The organism is Coprococcus sp. AF16-22, from assembly GCF_003461545.1.
GTDB lineage: Bacteria > Bacillota > Clostridia > Lachnospirales > Lachnospiraceae > Coprococcus > Coprococcus aceti.
The window spans coordinates 83,804-102,045 of sequence record NZ_QTXH01000010.1 but is presented as its reverse complement, the minus strand read 5'-3'; the positions used below and the strand labels follow the sequence as shown (position 1 = coordinate 102,045).

18 protein-coding genes are annotated in these 18,242 nt (G+C 38.1%); 17 read left to right on the top strand and 1 reads right to left on the bottom strand.

The features are described 5' to 3' along the window. Positions 1-249 precede the first annotated feature (249 nt). Positions 250-780, bottom strand: a complete 531-nt coding sequence (locus DWW60_RS11080) for a helix-turn-helix domain-containing protein (protein ID WP_009247529.1) — start codon at positions 778-780, stop codon at positions 250-252. A gap of 448 nt (positions 781-1,228) precedes the next feature. On the opposite strand from DWW60_RS11080, the gene DWW60_RS11075 reads away from it, so the two are divergent. The 17 genes from DWW60_RS11075 to DWW60_RS11000 all read left to right on the top strand — a co-directional run bounded on the left by DWW60_RS11075 (position 1,229) and on the right by DWW60_RS11000 (position 18,236). Beyond that, positions 1,229-1,417 carry a transcriptional regulator gene (locus DWW60_RS11075; protein WP_009247528.1) on the top strand — a complete coding sequence of 63 codons (189 nt, stop codon included), beginning with the start codon at positions 1,229-1,231 and terminating at the stop codon, positions 1,415-1,417. After that, positions 1,418-2,509: a site-specific integrase gene (locus DWW60_RS11070; protein WP_009247527.1), complete on the top strand. Its 1,092-nt coding sequence runs from the start codon at positions 1,418-1,420 to the stop codon at positions 2,507-2,509. It begins immediately after the preceding gene. Next, positions 2,499-2,834, top strand: coding sequence for a plasmid mobilization protein (locus tag DWW60_RS11065; RefSeq protein ID WP_009247526.1), 336 nt, complete (start codon positions 2,499-2,501; stop codon positions 2,832-2,834). The genes DWW60_RS11070 and DWW60_RS11065 overlap by 11 nt, the downstream gene beginning before the upstream one ends. Further along, a complete protein-coding gene (locus DWW60_RS11060; protein ID WP_009247525.1) occupies positions 2,824-3,978 on the top strand; it encodes an AAA family ATPase in 1,155 nt (384 codons plus the stop codon). The genes DWW60_RS11065 and DWW60_RS11060 overlap by 11 nt, the downstream gene beginning before the upstream one ends. A 355-nt stretch (positions 3,979-4,333) precedes the next feature. Beyond that, positions 4,334-5,473, top strand: a complete 1,140-nt coding sequence (locus tag DWW60_RS11055) for a plasmid recombination protein (protein WP_019190307.1) — start codon at positions 4,334-4,336, stop codon at positions 5,471-5,473. Positions 5,474-5,499: 26 nt separating this feature from the next. Beyond that, positions 5,500-5,877 (top strand): TnpV protein, encoded by a 378-nt coding sequence (locus DWW60_RS11050; protein WP_009247523.1) that lies wholly within the window; start codon positions 5,500-5,502, stop codon positions 5,875-5,877. A gap of 453 nt (positions 5,878-6,330) precedes the next feature. Continuing rightward, entirely contained in the window at positions 6,331-7,875 is a 1,545-nt protein-coding gene (locus DWW60_RS11045; protein ID WP_009247522.1) for an ATP-binding cassette domain-containing protein, read from the top strand. An 84-nt stretch (positions 7,876-7,959) separates the two neighbouring features. Then, positions 7,960-8,457, top strand: coding sequence for a nucleotidyltransferase domain-containing protein (locus DWW60_RS11040; RefSeq protein ID WP_009247521.1), 498 nt, complete (start codon positions 7,960-7,962; stop codon positions 8,455-8,457). A 554-nt stretch (positions 8,458-9,011) separates the two neighbouring features. Beyond that, a complete protein-coding gene (locus DWW60_RS11035; protein ID WP_172674890.1) occupies positions 9,012-9,695 on the top strand; it encodes a response regulator transcription factor in 684 nt (227 codons plus the stop codon). Positions 9,696-9,746: 51 nt separating this feature from the next. Then, positions 9,747-10,700, top strand: coding sequence for an ABC transporter ATP-binding protein (locus DWW60_RS11030; RefSeq protein ID WP_117875391.1), 954 nt, complete (start codon positions 9,747-9,749; stop codon positions 10,698-10,700). After that, positions 10,693-11,538, top strand: coding sequence for an ABC transporter permease (locus DWW60_RS11025; RefSeq protein ID WP_117875390.1), 846 nt, complete (start codon positions 10,693-10,695; stop codon positions 11,536-11,538). The genes DWW60_RS11030 and DWW60_RS11025 overlap by 8 nt, the downstream gene beginning before the upstream one ends. Positions 11,539-11,541: 3 nt before the next feature. Beyond that, positions 11,542-12,450, top strand: a complete 909-nt coding sequence (locus DWW60_RS11020; protein ID WP_117875389.1) for a sensor histidine kinase — start codon at positions 11,542-11,544, stop codon at positions 12,448-12,450. A 26-nt stretch (positions 12,451-12,476) separates the two neighbouring features. Beyond that, entirely contained in the window at positions 12,477-12,593 is a 117-nt protein-coding gene (locus DWW60_RS14115; protein WP_022085598.1) for a putative holin-like toxin, read from the top strand. A 164-nt stretch (positions 12,594-12,757) separates the two neighbouring features. After that, positions 12,758-14,218, top strand: coding sequence for a septation ring formation regulator EzrA (locus DWW60_RS11015; RefSeq protein WP_243002954.1), 1,461 nt, complete (start codon positions 12,758-12,760; stop codon positions 14,216-14,218). A gap of 100 nt (positions 14,219-14,318) precedes the next feature. After that, on the top strand, positions 14,319-14,513 hold the full coding sequence (locus tag DWW60_RS11010; RefSeq protein WP_082423605.1) for a helix-turn-helix domain-containing protein: 195 nt from the start codon (positions 14,319-14,321) through the stop codon (positions 14,511-14,513). Beyond that, entirely contained in the window at positions 14,507-17,029 is a 2,523-nt protein-coding gene (locus tag DWW60_RS11005) for a DNA cytosine methyltransferase (RefSeq protein WP_117875388.1), read from the top strand. The genes DWW60_RS11010 and DWW60_RS11005 overlap by 7 nt, the downstream gene beginning before the upstream one ends. Next, a complete protein-coding gene (locus DWW60_RS11000; protein WP_117875387.1) occupies positions 17,022-18,236 on the top strand; it encodes a restriction endonuclease in 1,215 nt (404 codons plus the stop codon). Before DWW60_RS11005 ends, DWW60_RS11000 begins: the two co-directional genes overlap by 8 nt. The last annotated feature ends 6 nt before the right edge of the window (positions 18,237-18,242 follow it).

The window sequence follows — 18,242 nt, the reverse complement described above, 5'->3', positions numbered from 1 at the left end:
AGGAAAAGTCATAGTGTCCTTGACAAAGGGTACACTTTATAGCAAGTGCCATTATTCTTGTTATCCAGTGGTTTATGGGTAACGGAACAATTAACAGGTGGCTTGCAGACTAAAGTTCGGAGCTTGGCTCTGAACAAATTCCATATTATAAACTAAGCCCTTAGCTGTGGTTAATAACCATAGTTAAGGGCTTTTTTGTCGTTGCCAAAGCATCTGTAGGGAGCTGCCAGTGGCAGGTCCTGTAGGTGCTTATTTATCTTTCAAGTGGTCTTTGAATGCTTCCACGAGAGCGTCACTTAATTCCTGTGATGGAACTTTTGCCCAACGCTGTGTGGTGTCGAACTCTGGATAATGGTAACGCCAGTTATCGTATTCTTCTCTGTTGATTTCTTCGGAAGATAGCTTGTCTGCCTGTTCTTTCCAAGCATACAGCATTTTGAGGAGTTCATATGCTTCTCTGCCTTTGTCCTTGTTGACCTTTAAGCATACCTCTCCGTCTGCTTCACTGACAGTAAGACCGTAAATATCTTCAAGGGTAAACAGAGTGTGCATAAGACCGATATAGCTGTCTATGTCAGGAACATCAAGAGCCTGTGGAGAAACATCAAGCACCTGTGCCAATGCATTTGTAAGGTCTGCTTTCGGTTTGCGTGTACCAGTTTCGTACTGTGCCAAACGCACATCAGCACTCTTTTCTGGAAAACCGATTGCTGTACCGAGATACTTTTGTGTCATACCACGCATTAGTCTGAAAAAATGTATTCTTTCGCTGATAGCCATAATGATACGCTCCTTTTATATTTAGTGAAATAAGTATAGCAGAAATGTTTAGTGGAAGTCAAGAAAAACCGAAACAAAAATGTTTAATATTTTCTTTGCAACCACTTGACAATAGCAAATATGTTTAGTAAAATAAATTACGAATTAAACAAATATGCTTAATGCGACAACTGAATGACCGTCCGAAAAGCCAAACCGCCAAGACCTCGTCGGAGCAAGTTCCGTATCGTTCGCTTGTGTGCAAGCACAAAAGCTCATTCGCTGCACTGCTCCTCCTCTTCCCCAAAAGTCTCCGACTTTTCGGGAACCCCTATACGAGCGAGCGCCTGATGTACTGCGGTGCATTGGGACAGCACAGCGCCTGCCGACAAGCAGGAGTGCCTGTTGGAACTTTAACACGGAGAAAGCGGCAAGCAAAAAATTATTTTAAGAAAGGAAGAAAAAGGATATGGAAAACAGATTTATCCGAGCCGAAGATGTGGCTCAGGAACTAAACGTATCAAAACCTTATGCATATAAACTCATCAGACAATTAAATGAGGAATTGAAAGCAAAGGGCTTTATTACGATTGCAGGGCGTGTAAATCGCCAGTATTTTTACGAAAGGCTCTACGGAGCAGGAAAGGGGGAAATGTAAATGCCGGTATTTAAGAATGAAGATAACGGTACTTGGTATGTGATGGCAAGGTATGTGAACTGGAAAGGGGAACGCAAGCAGAAATGCAAGCGTGGCTTTGCTACCAAACGAGAAGCACAGGAATGGGAAAGAATGTTCAAATTGCAGACTTCTTCAGACCTTGATATGAGTTTTGAAGCCTTTACGGAGCTTTATATCAATGATGTGAAGAACCGTTTGAAGGAAAACACGTGGCTTACCAAAGAGCATATCATACGCACAAAGATACTTCCGTATTTCGGGAAACTGAAAATCAGCGAGATTTCCACAAAGGAGATTATTACTTGGCAGAATGAAATGCTTGCCTATCGTGATGAGAAGAAAAAGCCTTATTCACAGACGTATCTGAAAACGCTGCACAATCAGTTGTCCGCCATTTTCAATCACGCTGTCCGCTACTATGAACTGCGTTCCAATCCTGCGGCAAAGGTGGGAAATATGGGACGTGAGGAACACAAGGAAATGCTGTTCTGGACAAAGGAAGAATACAAGAAATTCTCTTTTGAGATGATGGACAAGCCTGTTTCCTTTTATGCGTTTGAAATGCTTTACTGGTGCGGTATCCGAGAGGGCGAGCTGTTAGCTTTGACTCCGGCAGATTTCAACTTTGATAAGGAAACAGTCACAATCAATAAATCCTATCAGCGTTTGAAAGGGCAGGATGTGATTACTTCTCCGAAAACGAAAAAGAGCAACCGCACGATTAAAATGCCGAAGTTTCTGTGTGAGGAAATGAAAGAATATCTCGGTATGCTTTACGGATTGAAGAAGAAAGACCGTATCTTTACGGTGACGAAAAGCTATCTTCATCACGAGATGGACAGAGGGGCAAAGGCGGCAGGCGTGAAGCGTATCCGCATTCACGATCTCCGTCACAGCCACATTTCACTCTTGATTGATATGGGCTTTTCTGCGGTGGCGATTGCTGACCGAGTTGGTCACGAAAGTATTGATATTACTTATCAGTACGCACACCTCTTTCCGTCAAAGCAGATTGAGATGGCAGAAAAATTAGATGATTTAGGGAAAGGAGATTTTGAAAATGTCAGCTAAGAACAGAGATAACAAAAATCGTTGGAGGAATATCACAGTAGGGTTTCGAGTATCGCCCGAAGAAAACGAACTCATTAACAGAGCTGTAGCTCTATCAGGATTGCCAAAACAGGAGTATTGTTACCGCCGTTGCTTAAATCAGGATGTGGTGGTACAGGGCAATCCGAGAGTGTATAAGGCGTTGAAAACGGAATTTGCCACAGTCCTTGCGGAACTGAAAAGGATTGAAGCAGGAAAAGGTGTGGATGATGAACTGCTGAGTGTAATAGAACTGATTTCCATTATTCTCGGCGGTTTGAAAGGAGAGGATGCGAATGGAGAATAAAAAAGAAATGACTATTCCAAATGTATCTGCGGCAACAGATGCGGAACAGTCACTTTCCAAATGTACTGACAATAGTATAGTCAATCAGGATACGGATTTCAAGGGGTACGAGCAATCTTTTGAAGAAATGCAAAGGGAAATACTCAGACAGTTAGACCCTTCCTATCTGAAAACAGTATCAATGACAACGCTGTATGATACGGTGTTTGAGGTTCAGACACCACTTATCGACGGTCTGCTCCAAAGGGGAACTTACCTTTTCGTAGGTTCCCCGAAAGTGGGAAAGAGCTTTATGATGGCACAGCTTGCCTATCATATCAGCACAGGCACACCGCTTTGGGAGTATAAGGTGCGTAAGGCAACGGTGCTTTATTTTGCCCTTGAAGATGATTACCCACGTTTGCAGAAGCGATTGTTTCAGATGTTCGGTGCAAAGGAGACAGGCAATCTGTATTTCGCAACGGAATGTAAAACGGTCAATGGCGGACTGGAAGAACAGATAAGAGGGTTTATGAGGGAACACCCAGACACAGGCTTGATTATCATAGACACCTTAAAGCGTGTGCGTGAAGCAGGCGGAGCAGATTACAGCTACGCAAGTGATTATGATGTTGTGGCAAGGCTGAAAGCGTTGGCAGACAGTTACAAGGTTTCAATGCTTATTGTTCATCATACACGCAAACAAAAATCGGAAGATATATTCGATATGATTTCAGGCACGAATGGTCTGATGGGTGCGGCAGACGGTGCATTTGTTCTCAGTAAGGACAAGCGTACTTCCAACAATGCCACACTTGATGTTGCTGGCAGAGACCAGCAGGATATGAAAATCCATCTTGTAAGGGACAGCGAGCGATTGGTGTGGAACTTTGCAAAATCGGAAACGGAGATGTGGAAAGAACCGCCCGAACCTCTGCTTGAGAAGATAGCGGATACGCTCTTTTCGGAAAGTGACAGATGGGAAGGAACTGCTTCGGAACTTTGCGAAAGGCTTGCGGTGGATATAAAGCCGAATGTACTTTCTTTAAGGCTCAGTATCAACGCAAGCAGGCTGTTTCGTGATTACGGTATCCGTTATCAGAACAGCCGCACACACGACGGAAGAAAGGTTTCACTTTGGAAAGAAACCGAGCAGACGGCGTGACAAACGGTGTCAAAGGTGTCAATGTTTTTGAGAGCAGCACGCTGTGAAAAACATTGTCACCATCGTCACACTTTGACACCGGATAAAGTTTAGGGGAGTGTGCAGAGAGTGCCTTTTCAAAGGCGGCTCTTTGGTCTCGCCTGCTGGCTCGGTCGGTTCGCAGGCGTGTGTGCCACCGGCACACGCTCACCCCTCGGAGAGCCTTCGGAGAACGCAAAACCTGTTTACAGGTCGCATTTTTGATGGGTGTACCCGTCAAAAGTGCTTTTGCGTTACTTTTGACAAAAGTAACAAAACCTGAGAATGTTGAAATTTACAGATGGGAGATGAAAAAATGCAGAGAACGATAAGTGCAATGGTCGGTAAAGGCTCGGTCAATCACAATAGCCGAAAGTTCCGAGCAGAAAATGTAGACGGAACTCGTACTCATCTCAATATCGACTACTGCAATGAAAATATAAAGACAGTTTATCACGAATTGTTTGATGAAGCATTGGAAAGATACAATGCCAAGCAGATAAGGTCAGACCGAAAGATAAAAGATTATTATGAAAAAATCCGAAGTTCCAAGCAGGAAAAACCGTTCCACGAAATCATTTTACAGGTGGGCGGTAAGGGAAATATGAACGCCGATACGGAAAACGGAGAACTGGCAAAGCAGATTTTAGATGAATACTATCAGGGTTTTCAGGAGCGAAATCCACAGCTTCGGGTGTTCTCGGCTCATCTGCATATGGATGAAGCTACACCACATCTGCACATAGATTTTGTACCTTTTACCACAGGCAGCAAGCGTGGACTTGATACAAGAGTGTCACTAAAGCAGGCTCTTGCAACGCAAGGTTTTAAGGGCGGCAGTCGTGGCGATACGGAGTGGTCGCAATGGATACAGTCCGAAAAAGAACAGCTTGCGGCGGTGATGGAACGTTATGGGATTGAGTGGGAACATTTAGGCACACACGAAAAACATCTTTCTGTTTTGGATTATAAAAAGCAGGAAAGAGAAAAAGAAGTGGCGGCATTAGGTGCGAAAATCGAGCAGAAACAGATTGAATTTGATGTGTTGTCGGAACGAGTATTGAACTATGATAAGGCAAAAGACGAGCTGTCAAATCTTGAAATAGAGCTTGATACTGCACCGAAATATCAGTTGCCAGAACCAGAGAAATTTATGACTGCAAAGGCATATAAAACCAAAATGGCAGAGCCGGTTGTAAGGAAATTGAAGCAACTTGTCAAAACGGTGCTTGCCCGCTGCTTTGAGGGGTGGGACAACTATCATAGGCTGAATACAGCGAATGCACAGTTATACCGCACCAATCAGCGTTTGGAGAAAGTCAATGAAAGATTGACCGAAGAAAACAAAATCCTAAAAGCAGAAAATAAAGATTACAGCCTGCTCCGTAAGGTTTTTGGTCGCAAACAGATAGATGATTTGTTGGAGCAGGCAAGAACAGTTAAAGGTCGCAAGCGTGATAATACACGATCACGATAGACAAAAATCACAGGAGGAAAAGGAAAATGACAAAGACAATTTTTGAAGAAATGGGCGGAACTTATAGACAGGTGGGTGATTATTTATTGCCGAACATCACAGTACCAGCCGAAGAAGAAATAGAGCCGATTGGTTTATGGGGGAAACGACATGCAAGGCATTTAAAGGAACACTATAAAGTGTTATATATGAACCTGCTGACAAGCGGAAAGCTGCATAGTTATCTTGCAGAAGTCGATAAGCAAGCAGAGGATATGTTTCTTCGACTGGTAAAGGAATATGCCGACAGACAAGATGTGACGGAACAATTAAAGAAAGATAATCCCTACGAATGGATTGGAAGAATGAATAATATTCAGGCTTGTGTGAGGGAAGTTGTAGGAACGGAGTTGATTTACACATAAGCGTTTTACGGTATGGTGCTCCTGCGTTTGCTGGAGTGCTGTGGTTGTGGTTGTAAAGAGGTTGTGAAAGATTGAATTTCGTAATGGTTGGATGTATAATTAGGAAGTGAAAATTTTAATTTGCACTTCCATAAGGTGAAATGTATTGACACAAAAAATACAGTATGATAGTATTGCCATTAGAAGAAAGAAAGGCACATTTTGTGTAAGGTGAGGAAATGATTAATAGATAATTTGATTTAAGTAAGACACATATAGTTATTGAGCCTGTAGAGAATAGGTTTGTTTTGTGTACGCTTAAGTTGGATTATCGCAAGAGGCATTTCCTTTGTTTTCCTTTTGGAAAAGAAATAAGGGGCTATTTAGCGAGTCTATTTTTGCGTATGCAAAAAAGACTCGTTTTTGTGTGTTCAAAATAATAATTGGCTCAGACTTCGAAAAGGAGAAACTTTAATGTTGCAGATAAAAAAATTAAATTTAACACATAAAAAAGACCTGAGAATAATTCTTAATGATTTCAACCTTGTGCTAAATGATGGAGATAAGGCAGTTATTATTGGAGAAGAGGGAAATGGGAAATCGACATTAATGAAGTGGATATACAATCCGTCGCTTGTAGAAAACTATATAGAAGCAGATGGGGAAAGGATAATGGGACACGAACGTCTTGGTTATCTTCCGCAGGAGATGCTCGATGAAGATAAGGAAAAAACAATATACGAATATTTTTCTGAAGAGGAAATATTCTGGGAGAAAACGCCTAAAGAATTGTCTGTTATTGCGGGAAAATTTGGAATGAAAAATGATTTTTTCTACAGTAACCAGACAATGGGTAGTCTTTCAGGAGGCGAAAAAGTCAAGACACAACTTATGAGGCTTTTCATTCGCGATGTTTCTGTGCTGTTGTTGGACGAACCTTCCAATGACATCGACATTGCGACGCTTACATTACTGGAAAAAATCATAAATGACTGGAAGCACATTGTGCTTTTTATTTCACACGATGAAACGCTGATAGAGCGTACTGCCAACATGGTGATACATATCGAGCAGATTATACGAAAAACAAAGGCGAGATATACCGTGGCAAAGCTTCCCTATAGACGCTATGTGGAAGAACGGCTTCATAAATTTGAAATCCAAAAACAGCGGGCACTGAGTGACCGTAGGGAGAAAAAGATTCGCGATGAAAAATATCAAAGAGTTATGCAGAGTGTACAAGGTGCATTAAGAAGTTGTACCAGACAAGCACCGTCTGTTGCCAAAAACTTAAAGGACAAAATGCATACGGTTAAGGCAATGGAACGAAGATTTGAAAAAGAAGATGAAAATATGACTCAGATGCCGGAACAGGAAGAAGCAATCTTTGTCAAATTAGGGGATGAAAACTCACACATTCCCGCAGGAAAAACGGTCATAGAATATGAACTTTCAAAGCTTGTGACTCCGGATGGCAAAAGAATTTTAGCAGAAGGAATTCATTTAAAAATAAAAGGTTCAGAAAAAATCTGTATGATAGGAGCCAACGGGGCAGGAAAAACGACTCTTCTAAAAAAGATAGCGGAAGAACTCCTAAATCGGAATGACATTAAAGCAGAATATATGCCTCAAACTTATGAAGACCTGCTGGATTTGGATGTTACACCGGTTGATTACCTTGATAAAACAGGAGATAAAGAAGAGCGTACAAGAATTAGAACATACCTTGGTTCACTTAAATACACACCAGATGAAATGGAGCATCCGATTCGGGAGTTATCAGGCGGACAAAAGGCGAAAGTGCTTCTCTTGAGGATGAGCTTAAGTGGTGCAAATGTTCTTATTCTGGATGAACCGACAAGAAATTTTTCACCATTGTCCGGTCCGGTAATAAGAAAAATGCTCCGAGAATTTCCGGGGGCTGTCATTAGCATTTCTCACGATAGAAAGTATATTGAAGAGGTGTGCGATAAAATATATCAGCTAAATCCTAATGGATTACAGCTAATTGGTGATTGATAACAAAAAGGATGAAAGACTGACAAATTTCAGGCTTTTAGTGAGTTGGAAAGCATACAAAGATTTGAATTTGGAGGATAGATTATGGTACGTACAGAAGATGCATGTGAAATTATAAAATATGCTTTGCAAAACGAAATTAAAGTATATTTAGATGGCGGATGGGGTGTTGATGCACTTCTTAAAAGAGAATCAAGAATACACAATGATATTGATTTGTTTGTTGAACTGAAACATTATCATGATTATATTTATGTGATTAAGCAGCATGGATTTGAGGAAGTAAATACTGATTATACAACGGATGGTCATACTGTCTGGAAAGATGATAAACAAAGAATCATTGATTTACATTGTTTTGAATTTACAGATGACGGAATTGTTTATGAGGGAGATATATTTCCATCAAAAACTTTTTCCGGTATTGGAAAAGTTGGAGATATAACTGTTTCTTGTATTGAACCATTGAGTCAGGTAATGCTTCATTTGGGATATGAACACGATAAAAATGATGTGCATGATGTGATGCTGTTGTGTGAAACATTTCAAATAGCAATACCAGATGAATATAAGGAAAAGTAAAATTTCAGTTTTGTGTTGAATCTCTAAGCAAAATAGCTTATAATTTGACATGCTACATATAGTTATTATCCACAGTTATCGAGTAGGTGTTATCAATGCCGATAACAAAATGATAACATTAGCTCGTATAGGCAGGATAATATGGATATATCAAATAATCAAAAGAACGAGAAACATTACAGAGAATAATTCCTAAACAAAAAGCGTTAGTCTTTGTAGAGTTTGAATAACGGATTAGAATGCCGAAAGCCTGTATTTATGCGGGCTTCCGGCATTTGTTTTATCAAATGGCTCTAGTTTGGCTCTATTTGTGGGCGGGATAAGGGGTGCGAAAGCACTGATGGAGAAATAAAGACATAATGGTAAGGAAAAAGTGATATATGCATCTTGGAAGTACAGGAATACTGAAAATTATAAGTTCAGCTGGAACAAAAAGTATGTTATGTACTGGAGAATTCCGGGAATCTGTGGGGAGTAATTGCGGGAAAAAAGGGAAAAGCGTATAATGCAAGAAAATAATGTTTTCACAGTGTAAAATAGAGGAGAGAACTATCATGCAGAAAATACTGATTGTAGAAGATGATACAAATATCAATAATCTGCTTCAGGAAGCATTGTCCAAAGCAGGCTATTCCTGTGAGCAGGCGTTTTCCGGAACTGAGGCAAAGCTGCTTTTGAATATGCAGGAGCATAGCTATGCACTGGTGTTGCTGGATTTGATGTTGCCGGGAATTACAGGAGAAGCAGTTCTGGAGGAAATACGGAAAAAGGGAAATCTTCCGGTTATTGTTTTGACTGCGAAAGATAGCTTGGATGAAAAGGTAAAGGTTTTAACTAGTGGGGCAGATGATTATATAACGAAACCTTTTGAAATCAGAGAGGTACTGGCAAGAATTCAGGTACAGCTTCGTCATACAGAAGAAAAGGAAATAAAAGAATCTAACCTTTCGTTCAGAGAGATGGTATTGAACAAAGCTACTTTTCAGGTCAGCATTGGTGGAAAAATACTTCCTAAGATAACAAGACAGGAGTTTGCGATTTTAGAATTACTGCTCAGAAATCCGAAGCAGGTTTTCAGTAAAGAGGACATTTTTGAATATGCGTGGGACGAACCATATATGGGTGAAACAAAAACTCTGGATGTACATATAAGCAATATTCGTAAAAAGATAAAAACAGTTACATCTGAGGAATATATTGAAACAGTCTGGGGAATCGGTTATCGTCTTCATCTATAATCTTTACTCTTTTTTTACTATTTATTTGCGTTTGATTAGGATTATTCCTTTATGATAAATGCAGATAAGAAAAAGGAGATGAAAAACTTGAGCGAAATGTTATTGGAAACAAGAAATTTGACTAAGCAATATGGACACCATAAAGCTGTGGACAGTGTCAATATGCATATTAAAAAAGGTGCTATTTATGGTTTTATCGGTCGGAATGGAGCTGGGAAGACAACTTGTCTGAAGATGATCAGTGGACTTTCCAAGCCAACTTGCGGAGAAATCGAGATGTTCGGATACAAGGGAAAGGATTTGCAAAAAGTTCGATCACGGATAGGATGTCTGATTGAGGCACCGGGACTTTATGGAAATATGACTGCATATGAAAATCTGAATATCAAATGCAAGCTGTTTGGAATAAAGAAAAAAAGTTATATTGAAGAAATATTGAGAATTATCGGTCTGGAGGATGTGGGAAAGAAAAAAACAAAACATTTTTCACTTGGAATGAAACAGCGTTTGGGAATTGGTCTTGCTTTGGTTGGAGAACCAGATTTATTAGTTCTTGATGAGCCAATCAATGGATTGGATCCACAGGGTATTGCAGAGATCCGGGATACGATTCAGAGACTTCAGAAAGAGAAGAATATGACAATATGCATTTCCAGTCATATTCTTGAGGAATTATCGAAGATTGCTACTGATTATGGAATTATTCATAATGGAAGTTTATTACAGGAAATTACAAGAGAAGAATTAATAAGAAGATGCAGTGAACGGATAGAGTTGACATTGGATCATCCGAAACAGGCGATTCCGGTGCTGGATTCTATGGGATTTACCAACTATCAGGTAACAGATAAAGAGCATATTCATATTTTTGAACGATTGAATGAAAGTGCAGCGTTGAATATGGAACTTGCAAAGTCAGGAATTCCGGTAAAAGGGATTTCCATAACCAGTGAAGAACTGGAAACTTATTTTCTGAATCTGACGGGAGGTGTGGATCATGCTTAATATAATAAAAATGGATTTATACCGGATGCTTAAAACCAAAAGTATGTATGTAATATGGATCGTACTGGCAGCAATATTATTGATTACAACATCTTTATGCAAGACGGATTATGAGCTTTTGACTGAAAAGGATGCCATGAAACAGGAGCAGGTTACTGAACCTACTGTGGATAATATTAATGTGGGAATGATGGTAACGCTGCCTACGGAGCCGGGAGAAAAGGTGACGGTATATGATATCTTTTTTGCCAATTCCCAAGGAAAATTGTATGCACTGCTTTTGGTGATTTTTACTGTTCTGTTTTCAACAGCGGATATCAGTAGCGGATATATTAAGAATATAGGAGGTCAGGTTAGAAATAGAGGAACTCTGATTTTTTCCAGGGCAATTGCTTTGGCTGTCTTTACGGTACTGACAATGACCGGGGCATTCTTATTTCAGGCAGCGGCGAATGGTATTGTTTTCGGGGAATTGGAATGGGGAAATACAAAGGCAATTTTATCTTATTTTGTGACTGAACTGGCTCTTCATTATGCACTTGTGCTGATTTGTATGGCGATTGCAATTATTTTGAAAAATAATGTAATCAGCATGGTCATTGCTGTCTGTCTTAGCATGAATGTAATGACCATTGTGTATGGGGTGATTAATAGTGCTATTCAAAAAATAGGAATTCAGAATTTTCAGATTTATAAGTATACGATAACAGGAAAATTATCACTGCTTCCTATGAATCCGAGTGGAAATGAGTGTTTGGCGGCATTTGGTGTGGCAATAGTGTTCATCGTTATGATGATATCAGTAAGCAGCGTTGTTTTTCAAAAGAGGGATATTTAACGGATGTATATCGTAATTGGGATATTAGCAGGAATTATTATCTTACAATTTATTATTATGTGGAAATACCAGCGGCAGGTGAAAGACATCTGCCGCCAATTGGCGTTTATGATGAAACATGACAGTAACATGTTGATTAACCATGAATTTGATGTGGGTGGAATAGGAAAGCTTTCTGACAAGTTGAATGAGCTTCTGGAACTGCGAAGAAAAGAGAAACAGCATTATCAGGAGAAAGAAGCTCTGATTGCGGACACTTATACAAATCTTTCTCATGATATCCGCACACCACTGACATCTTTGGACGGATATTTCCAGCTAATGGAAGAATGTGAAAATATGGAGGATCAGAAACGTTATTTAAGCATTATCCACGAAAGAATTCATAGTCTGAATGAAATGTTGGAAGAACTTTTTATGTTTACAAAGTTAAAAAACGAATCTTACAGTTTGGAATTGACATTGTGCTGTATGAACCGGATTTTGAAAGAAACAGTTTTTTCATACTATGATGAATGGGTAAGAATGGAAATTCAGCCGGATATTCAGATTACGGAAGAACAGTTGTATATACATGGAAACAGGCAGGGACTCCGCCGTGTTATCCAGAATGTGATAAAAAATGGGCTGGATCATGGAGAAAAGAAGATTAGCATTGTGTTGGAACGTGATCAAAATCAGGCGGTGCTTAGAATCAGCAATCAGGTTACACATCCAGAACAGATTAATATAGATCAGGTATTTGAGCGATTTTATAAAGCAGATGTTGCCAGAAGTAAAACATCTACTGGATTGGGACTATCTATTGCAAAGGAGTTGGTTAGTCGGATGGATGGAGAGATTGAAGCAAAAATAGAAAAAAAAGAGTTTATTGTTGAAATGAACTTTCCGATTGTAACCGATGCTAAATAGTATTTTGCGACGTAGAGGTGGCGCCGATGACGGCTTATGAGATCATTTCGATTTTCATTGGGATATTAGCATTGTTGATGTCCTTTGGTAGCTTGATTGTAGCGTTGCTTGCCTTTCTCGATAAGAGAAACAAGCGAAAATAAAAATGCCTATCCTGTCTGATCCACAGGATAGGCGGTGTCCTTAAGGACATTCGAGACTATGAAGAAAAGTCTGTAAATAATAATCTTCTATGACAATGATTGAGCTGGAAGCGCTAAATTGGAGCTTCCAGCTTTTGCTATATATATACGACATGATTTCGGGCATGTCAAGAGCAGACGTCAAAAACGTCCTTCTCATCATGCATATCTGGAACAGTGTCAGCATGACAACCGGCAAGAAATACAATTCACCGAAAAGCAACTGGAAGAATCATCTCCAGCCTATCACAAATAAATATTGTGATGAACTTGGACTTTCCATAATGCCGGCAGAGTACAGCAAGACTCCAAAGAATATCAACAGGGACAAGTGGGAACAGGAAATGTCAATGAAAGAAATAATTCTTCGTGATGCCAAGATGTGTGCATATGCAGCCGGGAATGTGGAGCATTTTAAATATCTGATGAAAAGACTTGGATATGTATTTAAGAAAGACGCATGGATGGAGGTGCAGGCACCAGGATTTCGGTATTATCATAAACTGGCAAAGCTGGACGAAATGTTTTCAGAGGAGACGTTAAGGCATCATGTGGATATGCCCTGGATGGCAAAGCCTTACTTTTATTCGTCGGATATCAGAGGATTGCACAGGGCGAAGCTGTCACCATTCCAGAAGAAGTTTTATGCAAAGCTGTATCGGTTAAGGATTGTAGAGCAGAAGCGCTTTGTAGTCGGTGGAGCAAAGTATACAGAGGATTTGAAGAGGTTTCATCGGTTGCAGGACGAATATCTGTTGCTTGTAAATAATGACATCAAAAGTGTTGTGGCGCTTGTGGATTTCATAAGTCAGCAGGAAGAAAAGATTCAGCAGATTGAGGACAGACAGAAGGAGATATATAGAGAAAGCTCTAGCCGGAAGCGGAAGATTAAGACAGAAGCAAAATATAGGGAATATCAGATGTGGCATTTGGAAGTGCAGGAAGAACTGGACGAACTGAAGCAGGAGAAAAGGAAAATTAAGAGGCAGATACAGCTTGCTGATGACATTATAAAAGAAGATTTGTATACAGTTTATTATGCGGTGTCGGGGAAGGAGGAGATTGTTGCTGACAGGGATGTTGAGATACCGGGGATGGAAGAGGATATGCTGGATGAGATAACAACAGAAGCGGTTGTTGAGCCGTATACAAATGTTGAGGTAATGAATCCTAACAATAATCAGAATGATACGTCTGTAATGCTAGATATTCGTAATGTGTCTGATGTAAATATGGCAAGAATGGATGAAGATATTACTGACGTAACAGATAAAGGTGAATATGTGGAAATTAGAGAAACTGAACCTGTGGACAAAGCTGACTGGATTGTCAGGAGAATATCAGAGCTTGGTGGTTATGAGAATGTCGGAGTTTCTGTTAAGGCTGATATATTCGGATTTGATATTGCTGATGTGAGTGGAAGCATAAGACTGTTTTCGGATGTAATGAAAAGGCTGGAGATAAAGTTGGATGGAGATGAACTTTATGAGGAGTTTCAGAGGGTTTATGATGAGAGTGTTATTAGAAATGCTGATAAGCATAGAGAAGAACCTATAGAAAAGAACAGGGTATTAAAAGGCAGATGATTTCCATATAGAAGATATAAAAAGAACAGATGTTTGGTAAAAAGAACTTGTAATTATTCAGATAAGTGAATATAATAGGATGTATGATTGGAGGAATACAATGAACTATTTAACTACCATAGAAATGTCAAAAAAATGGGGAATTACCTCGAGACGGATAGCAATTTTATGCGAGCAAGGTCGAATAGATGGCGTTGTGAAAAAGGGAAAAACATGGCTTATACCATGTGATGCAGAAAAGCCTGAGGATGCAAGAAAAAACAATCATAGTAAACGAGGTGTATTGGTATGCTAAAGGATAAAACATTAACATATATAAGTCTTTTTAGTTGTGCTGGAGTTGGGTGTTTTGGATTTAAAAAAGCTGGATTTGAGTGTATAGCTACGAATGAGCTGATAGAAAGAAGATTAAACGTTCAAAAATATAATAATAAGTGTAGATTTGAATCAGGATATATTTGCGATGATATAACTACAGATGAGACAAAAAACAAAATATTTAAAGAAATAGACAGGTGGAAAGAGCTTGGAAATGACAGGGTGGATGTTTTAATTGCAACACCCCCTTGTCAGGGAATGTCTGTTGCAAATCATAAAAAAGCAGAAAATGAAATAGTTCGTAATAGCTTGGTTGTTGAGTCAGTACATTTAATACAGAAAATTGCGCCTAGATTTTTTATCTTTGAAAATGTAGCTGCATTTATGAAAACAGGTTGTACAGCGCCTGATGGAACAGTTAAAGCGATAGGTGATGTGATTTATGAGGAATTGAGTGATAAATATATTATTGTCAGTAGAATTCTTAATTTTAAAAACTATGGTTCAAATTCATCAAGAACGCGAACTGTTGTTATCGGTGTAAGTAAGGATATGGCAGAATATGTTGCACCTATTGAGTTGTATCCAACATATGTAGAAGAGAGAACTCTTAGAGATGTAATAGGTGATATGCCTAAATTGGAGTGGGGTGAAATTTGCCCAACAGATTTTTATCACTCATTTAGAACATATCCAGAAGAAATGCATTGTTGGATTCATGATTTGAAGCAAGGACAAAGTGCATTTGATAATGAAGATGAATTGAAACGTCCACATAAGATTGTTGACGGGGTAGTAGTACCTAATAAACAAAAAAATGGAGATAAATATACTCGTCAATATTGGGATAAGGTTGCACCTTGTATTCATACAAGAAATGACCAATTGGCAAGTCAAAATACTGTACATCCAGAAGAAGACAGAGTATTTTCAATTCGTGAACTTATGAAAATTATGACAATTCCACCGGAATTTAAGTGGATTGATAAGACTTTAGAGGAATTGAATGCTTTACCAGAAAAGAATAAAAGAACTCTTTTAAAAAAAGAGGAGATAAAGATAAGACAAAGCATAGGAGAGGCTGTACCTACAGAAATCTTTTTCCAAATTGCATGTAATATCAGAAGTTTTATGGAGCAGGAGCATTTTGATAACTCTATGATTAACAAAACAATTGAAGATTACCAGTTGGATAGTCCTGATAATTTAATTGATTTTATTGTAAACAATCCGCTTAATTTAGGAAGTGCCTCTTTGGCTAGAATAGCTGAATTGACAAATTCTAAAAGGGAGAACAATGCTGCATATTACACAAATAAGTTCATAGTGAATGAAATATATAAGCAACTTCCTGAATTTGAAAAGGAGGAAATTAACATACTGGAACCATCTGTTGGAGTGGGAAATTTTTTGCCATTTCTATTTAAAAAATATGAGAATGTAAAAAGAGTTAATATTGATGTGGCTGATATTGATAAAAAGAATTTACAGATTCTTCAGTTATTGTTGCAGAAGAAAAAGATGCCATCTAATGTAAATATAAATTATATTAACACAGATACATTATTGTACGATTTCAAGAAGAGATATGATTTGGTTGTAGGAAATCCACCATTTTCAAAACTGAAAGCAAAGGATGCAAAAAAGTATTTGGAGAATAATATAAATAAGAATACAACCAATACATTTGAGTTTTTCTTAGAGAAAGCATTAGCTATTTCCGATTATGTATCGATGATAATGCCAAAGGCGATTTTAAACACACCAGAATTTAGTGATACAAGGGAAATTCTTTCACATAAGAAGATAGATTGTATTCAGGATTACGGAGAAAATGGGTTTAAAGGGGTATTGGTTGAGACAATATGTATGTTTATTGATACTGTTGGAATACCAAATGAAACCAAAGTAGAATCATTGACATTGAAGCAGTCTGTAATACAAAAACAAAAATATATTACAGATATGAAATATCCGTATTGGATTATTTATAGAGATAAATTCTTTGATAATATCTCTCAAAGGCTTGAATTTGATAAGTTTACTGTGTTTAGAGATCGTCAAATAACAAATTCTAATACAACACAGGAGAAAAAAGCTGATTGCCTAAGAGTTATTAAGTCAAGAAATATAAGTGATGATGGAAAAGAAATAGTTGATATACCAGGATATGATTCTTATATTAAAAAGGAAACAGTGGAGTCTTTGAGTGCTTATAAGTATGTTGGTAATCAAAATGTATATTTAACACCCAATATGACATATAAACCAAGAGTAATGCGTAATACAAAGAATGTTGTTGTAAATGGTTCTGTAGCTGTGTTAATTCCAAAAGAGGATATTCATTTAACAGAGAAACAGATGGAATATTTTTCGTCTGATGAATATAGAAAATTTTATCAAATAGCGAGAAATTACCAGACACGTTCTTTAAATGTAGATGCGACAAGTGTTTTTTTCTATGGTGTACTAAAGGAGTGCTGTAATGGATAATGCAACTATACAAGAGTTTTTAGATGAACATGATTATGATATTAGAAAGACACATAATGGTCGTTGGATAGATCAAAAATGCACAATGGACGTTGTGTGTCTGGTATCAGACTGTATTGTTGAATATACAAGTGGTAGAAACAGAAAAAGCTTTACTGTAAATGATATTTGGTACAATGATTATACAGTAGATAATGTACAACAGATATTTAGCAAGCCAAATCCAACAGAAAAGGCATCCAATGAATATGATAAGTATTTTGGTCAGCCGATAAAATTATTAGATGCTGCTGGAATAATTCATGGAGAGAAAAGTGGACATGGGTATGTTTATTCTATAGTCAATCAGGACTTATTAGAATATATAAGCTTTAGAGAACGAAACTGCTATGATTTTCTTTGCCTTTATATTGAAAAAGTGCTCAGAGATAGTGGAATTTATAGAATGTTTGAGTATTTTTTTCGTTTACAAGATAAGAATAGTTTTAAAGAATTAAAAGATTCATATACATCGTTTACTATACAAAATACACCTATTAATGGTGCAACGGAATGTGGGCGTATTTTTACAAAAGTGTTAAATCCCTTAGCATGTAAATACAAAAAGTGTGGAACTGAAAGAGGTCATATTTCAAAAGATATTATTACTCAAGATAAAATTATGTATAACCAGAGAAATTGGCGGGATATATTATCGGAGAAGCCTAAAGATATGACTAGAGTAGATTATGAAGTTACATTGCCAAAATCAGATGAAGACTATATGACCACATATCGTATAAACAGAGCCAAGAGAAATCTTCGTAGATTTAATGATGTATATCGTAATAGTAAAACGGAAGTGTATGATGAGCGACACATAGATGATCCGGCAACTCAGATGCATCATATTTTTCCTGCCAATGAATATCCACAGATTGCAGATTATTTAGAAAATCTGATTGCATTAACTCCTACGCAACATTTTACTTATGCGCATCCGAATAATAATACTCAGTATATTGATCGGGCATACCAATATTTATGTTTAATTGCAAAGACTGGTTCAATAAGAGACAATTTAATTGGGCATAAGAATGAACCTGTAATATACGATTTTTATCTGTATCAAAATGTATTGAATACAGGCTTAGAAACAGATGAATTCTTTGAAGTGCAGGAGATGGATTTTGACGGATTGCTAAATAAGATTGAAAAATATTATTAGTGAGGA

Excerpts from the sequence above, each read along its gene's own strand:
- DWW60_RS11055 (WP_019190307.1), top strand. The coding sequence starts at position 4,334 with ATGGTCGGTAAAGGCTCGGTCAATCACAATAGCCGAAAGTTCCGAGCA.
- DWW60_RS11080 (WP_009247529.1), bottom strand. The coding sequence starts at position 780 with ATGGCTATCAGCGAAAGAATACATTTTTTCAGACTAATGCGTGGTATG.
- DWW60_RS11015 (WP_243002954.1), top strand. The coding sequence starts at position 12,758 with ATGTCAAGAGCAGACGTCAAAAACGTCCTTCTCATCATGCATATCTGG.
- DWW60_RS11035 (WP_172674890.1), top strand. The coding sequence starts at position 9,012 with ATGCAGAAAATACTGATTGTAGAAGATGATACAAATATCAATAATCTG.
- DWW60_RS11040 (WP_009247521.1), top strand. The coding sequence starts at position 7,960 with ATGGTACGTACAGAAGATGCATGTGAAATTATAAAATATGCTTTGCAA.
- DWW60_RS11020 (WP_117875389.1), top strand. The coding sequence starts at position 11,542 with ATGTATATCGTAATTGGGATATTAGCAGGAATTATTATCTTACAATTT.
- DWW60_RS11065 (WP_009247526.1), top strand. The coding sequence starts at position 2,499 with ATGTCAGCTAAGAACAGAGATAACAAAAATCGTTGGAGGAATATCACA.
- DWW60_RS11030 (WP_117875391.1), top strand. The coding sequence starts at position 9,747 with ATGATAAATGCAGATAAGAAAAAGGAGATGAAAAACTTGAGCGAAATG.
- DWW60_RS11005 (WP_117875388.1), top strand. The coding sequence starts at position 14,507 with ATGCTAAAGGATAAAACATTAACATATATAAGTCTTTTTAGTTGTGCT.
- DWW60_RS11045 (WP_009247522.1), top strand. The coding sequence starts at position 6,331 with ATGTTGCAGATAAAAAAATTAAATTTAACACATAAAAAAGACCTGAGA.
- DWW60_RS11070 (WP_009247527.1), top strand. The coding sequence starts at position 1,418 with ATGCCGGTATTTAAGAATGAAGATAACGGTACTTGGTATGTGATGGCA.
- DWW60_RS11000 (WP_117875387.1), top strand. The coding sequence starts at position 17,022 with ATGGATAATGCAACTATACAAGAGTTTTTAGATGAACATGATTATGAT.
- DWW60_RS14115 (WP_022085598.1), top strand. The coding sequence starts at position 12,477 with ATGACGGCTTATGAGATCATTTCGATTTTCATTGGGATATTAGCATTG.
- DWW60_RS11050 (WP_009247523.1), top strand. The coding sequence starts at position 5,500 with ATGACAAAGACAATTTTTGAAGAAATGGGCGGAACTTATAGACAGGTG.
- DWW60_RS11010 (WP_082423605.1), top strand. The coding sequence starts at position 14,319 with ATGAACTATTTAACTACCATAGAAATGTCAAAAAAATGGGGAATTACC.
- DWW60_RS11075 (WP_009247528.1), top strand. The coding sequence starts at position 1,229 with ATGGAAAACAGATTTATCCGAGCCGAAGATGTGGCTCAGGAACTAAAC.
- DWW60_RS11025 (WP_117875390.1), top strand. The coding sequence starts at position 10,693 with ATGCTTAATATAATAAAAATGGATTTATACCGGATGCTTAAAACCAAA.
- DWW60_RS11060 (WP_009247525.1), top strand. The coding sequence starts at position 2,824 with ATGGAGAATAAAAAAGAAATGACTATTCCAAATGTATCTGCGGCAACA.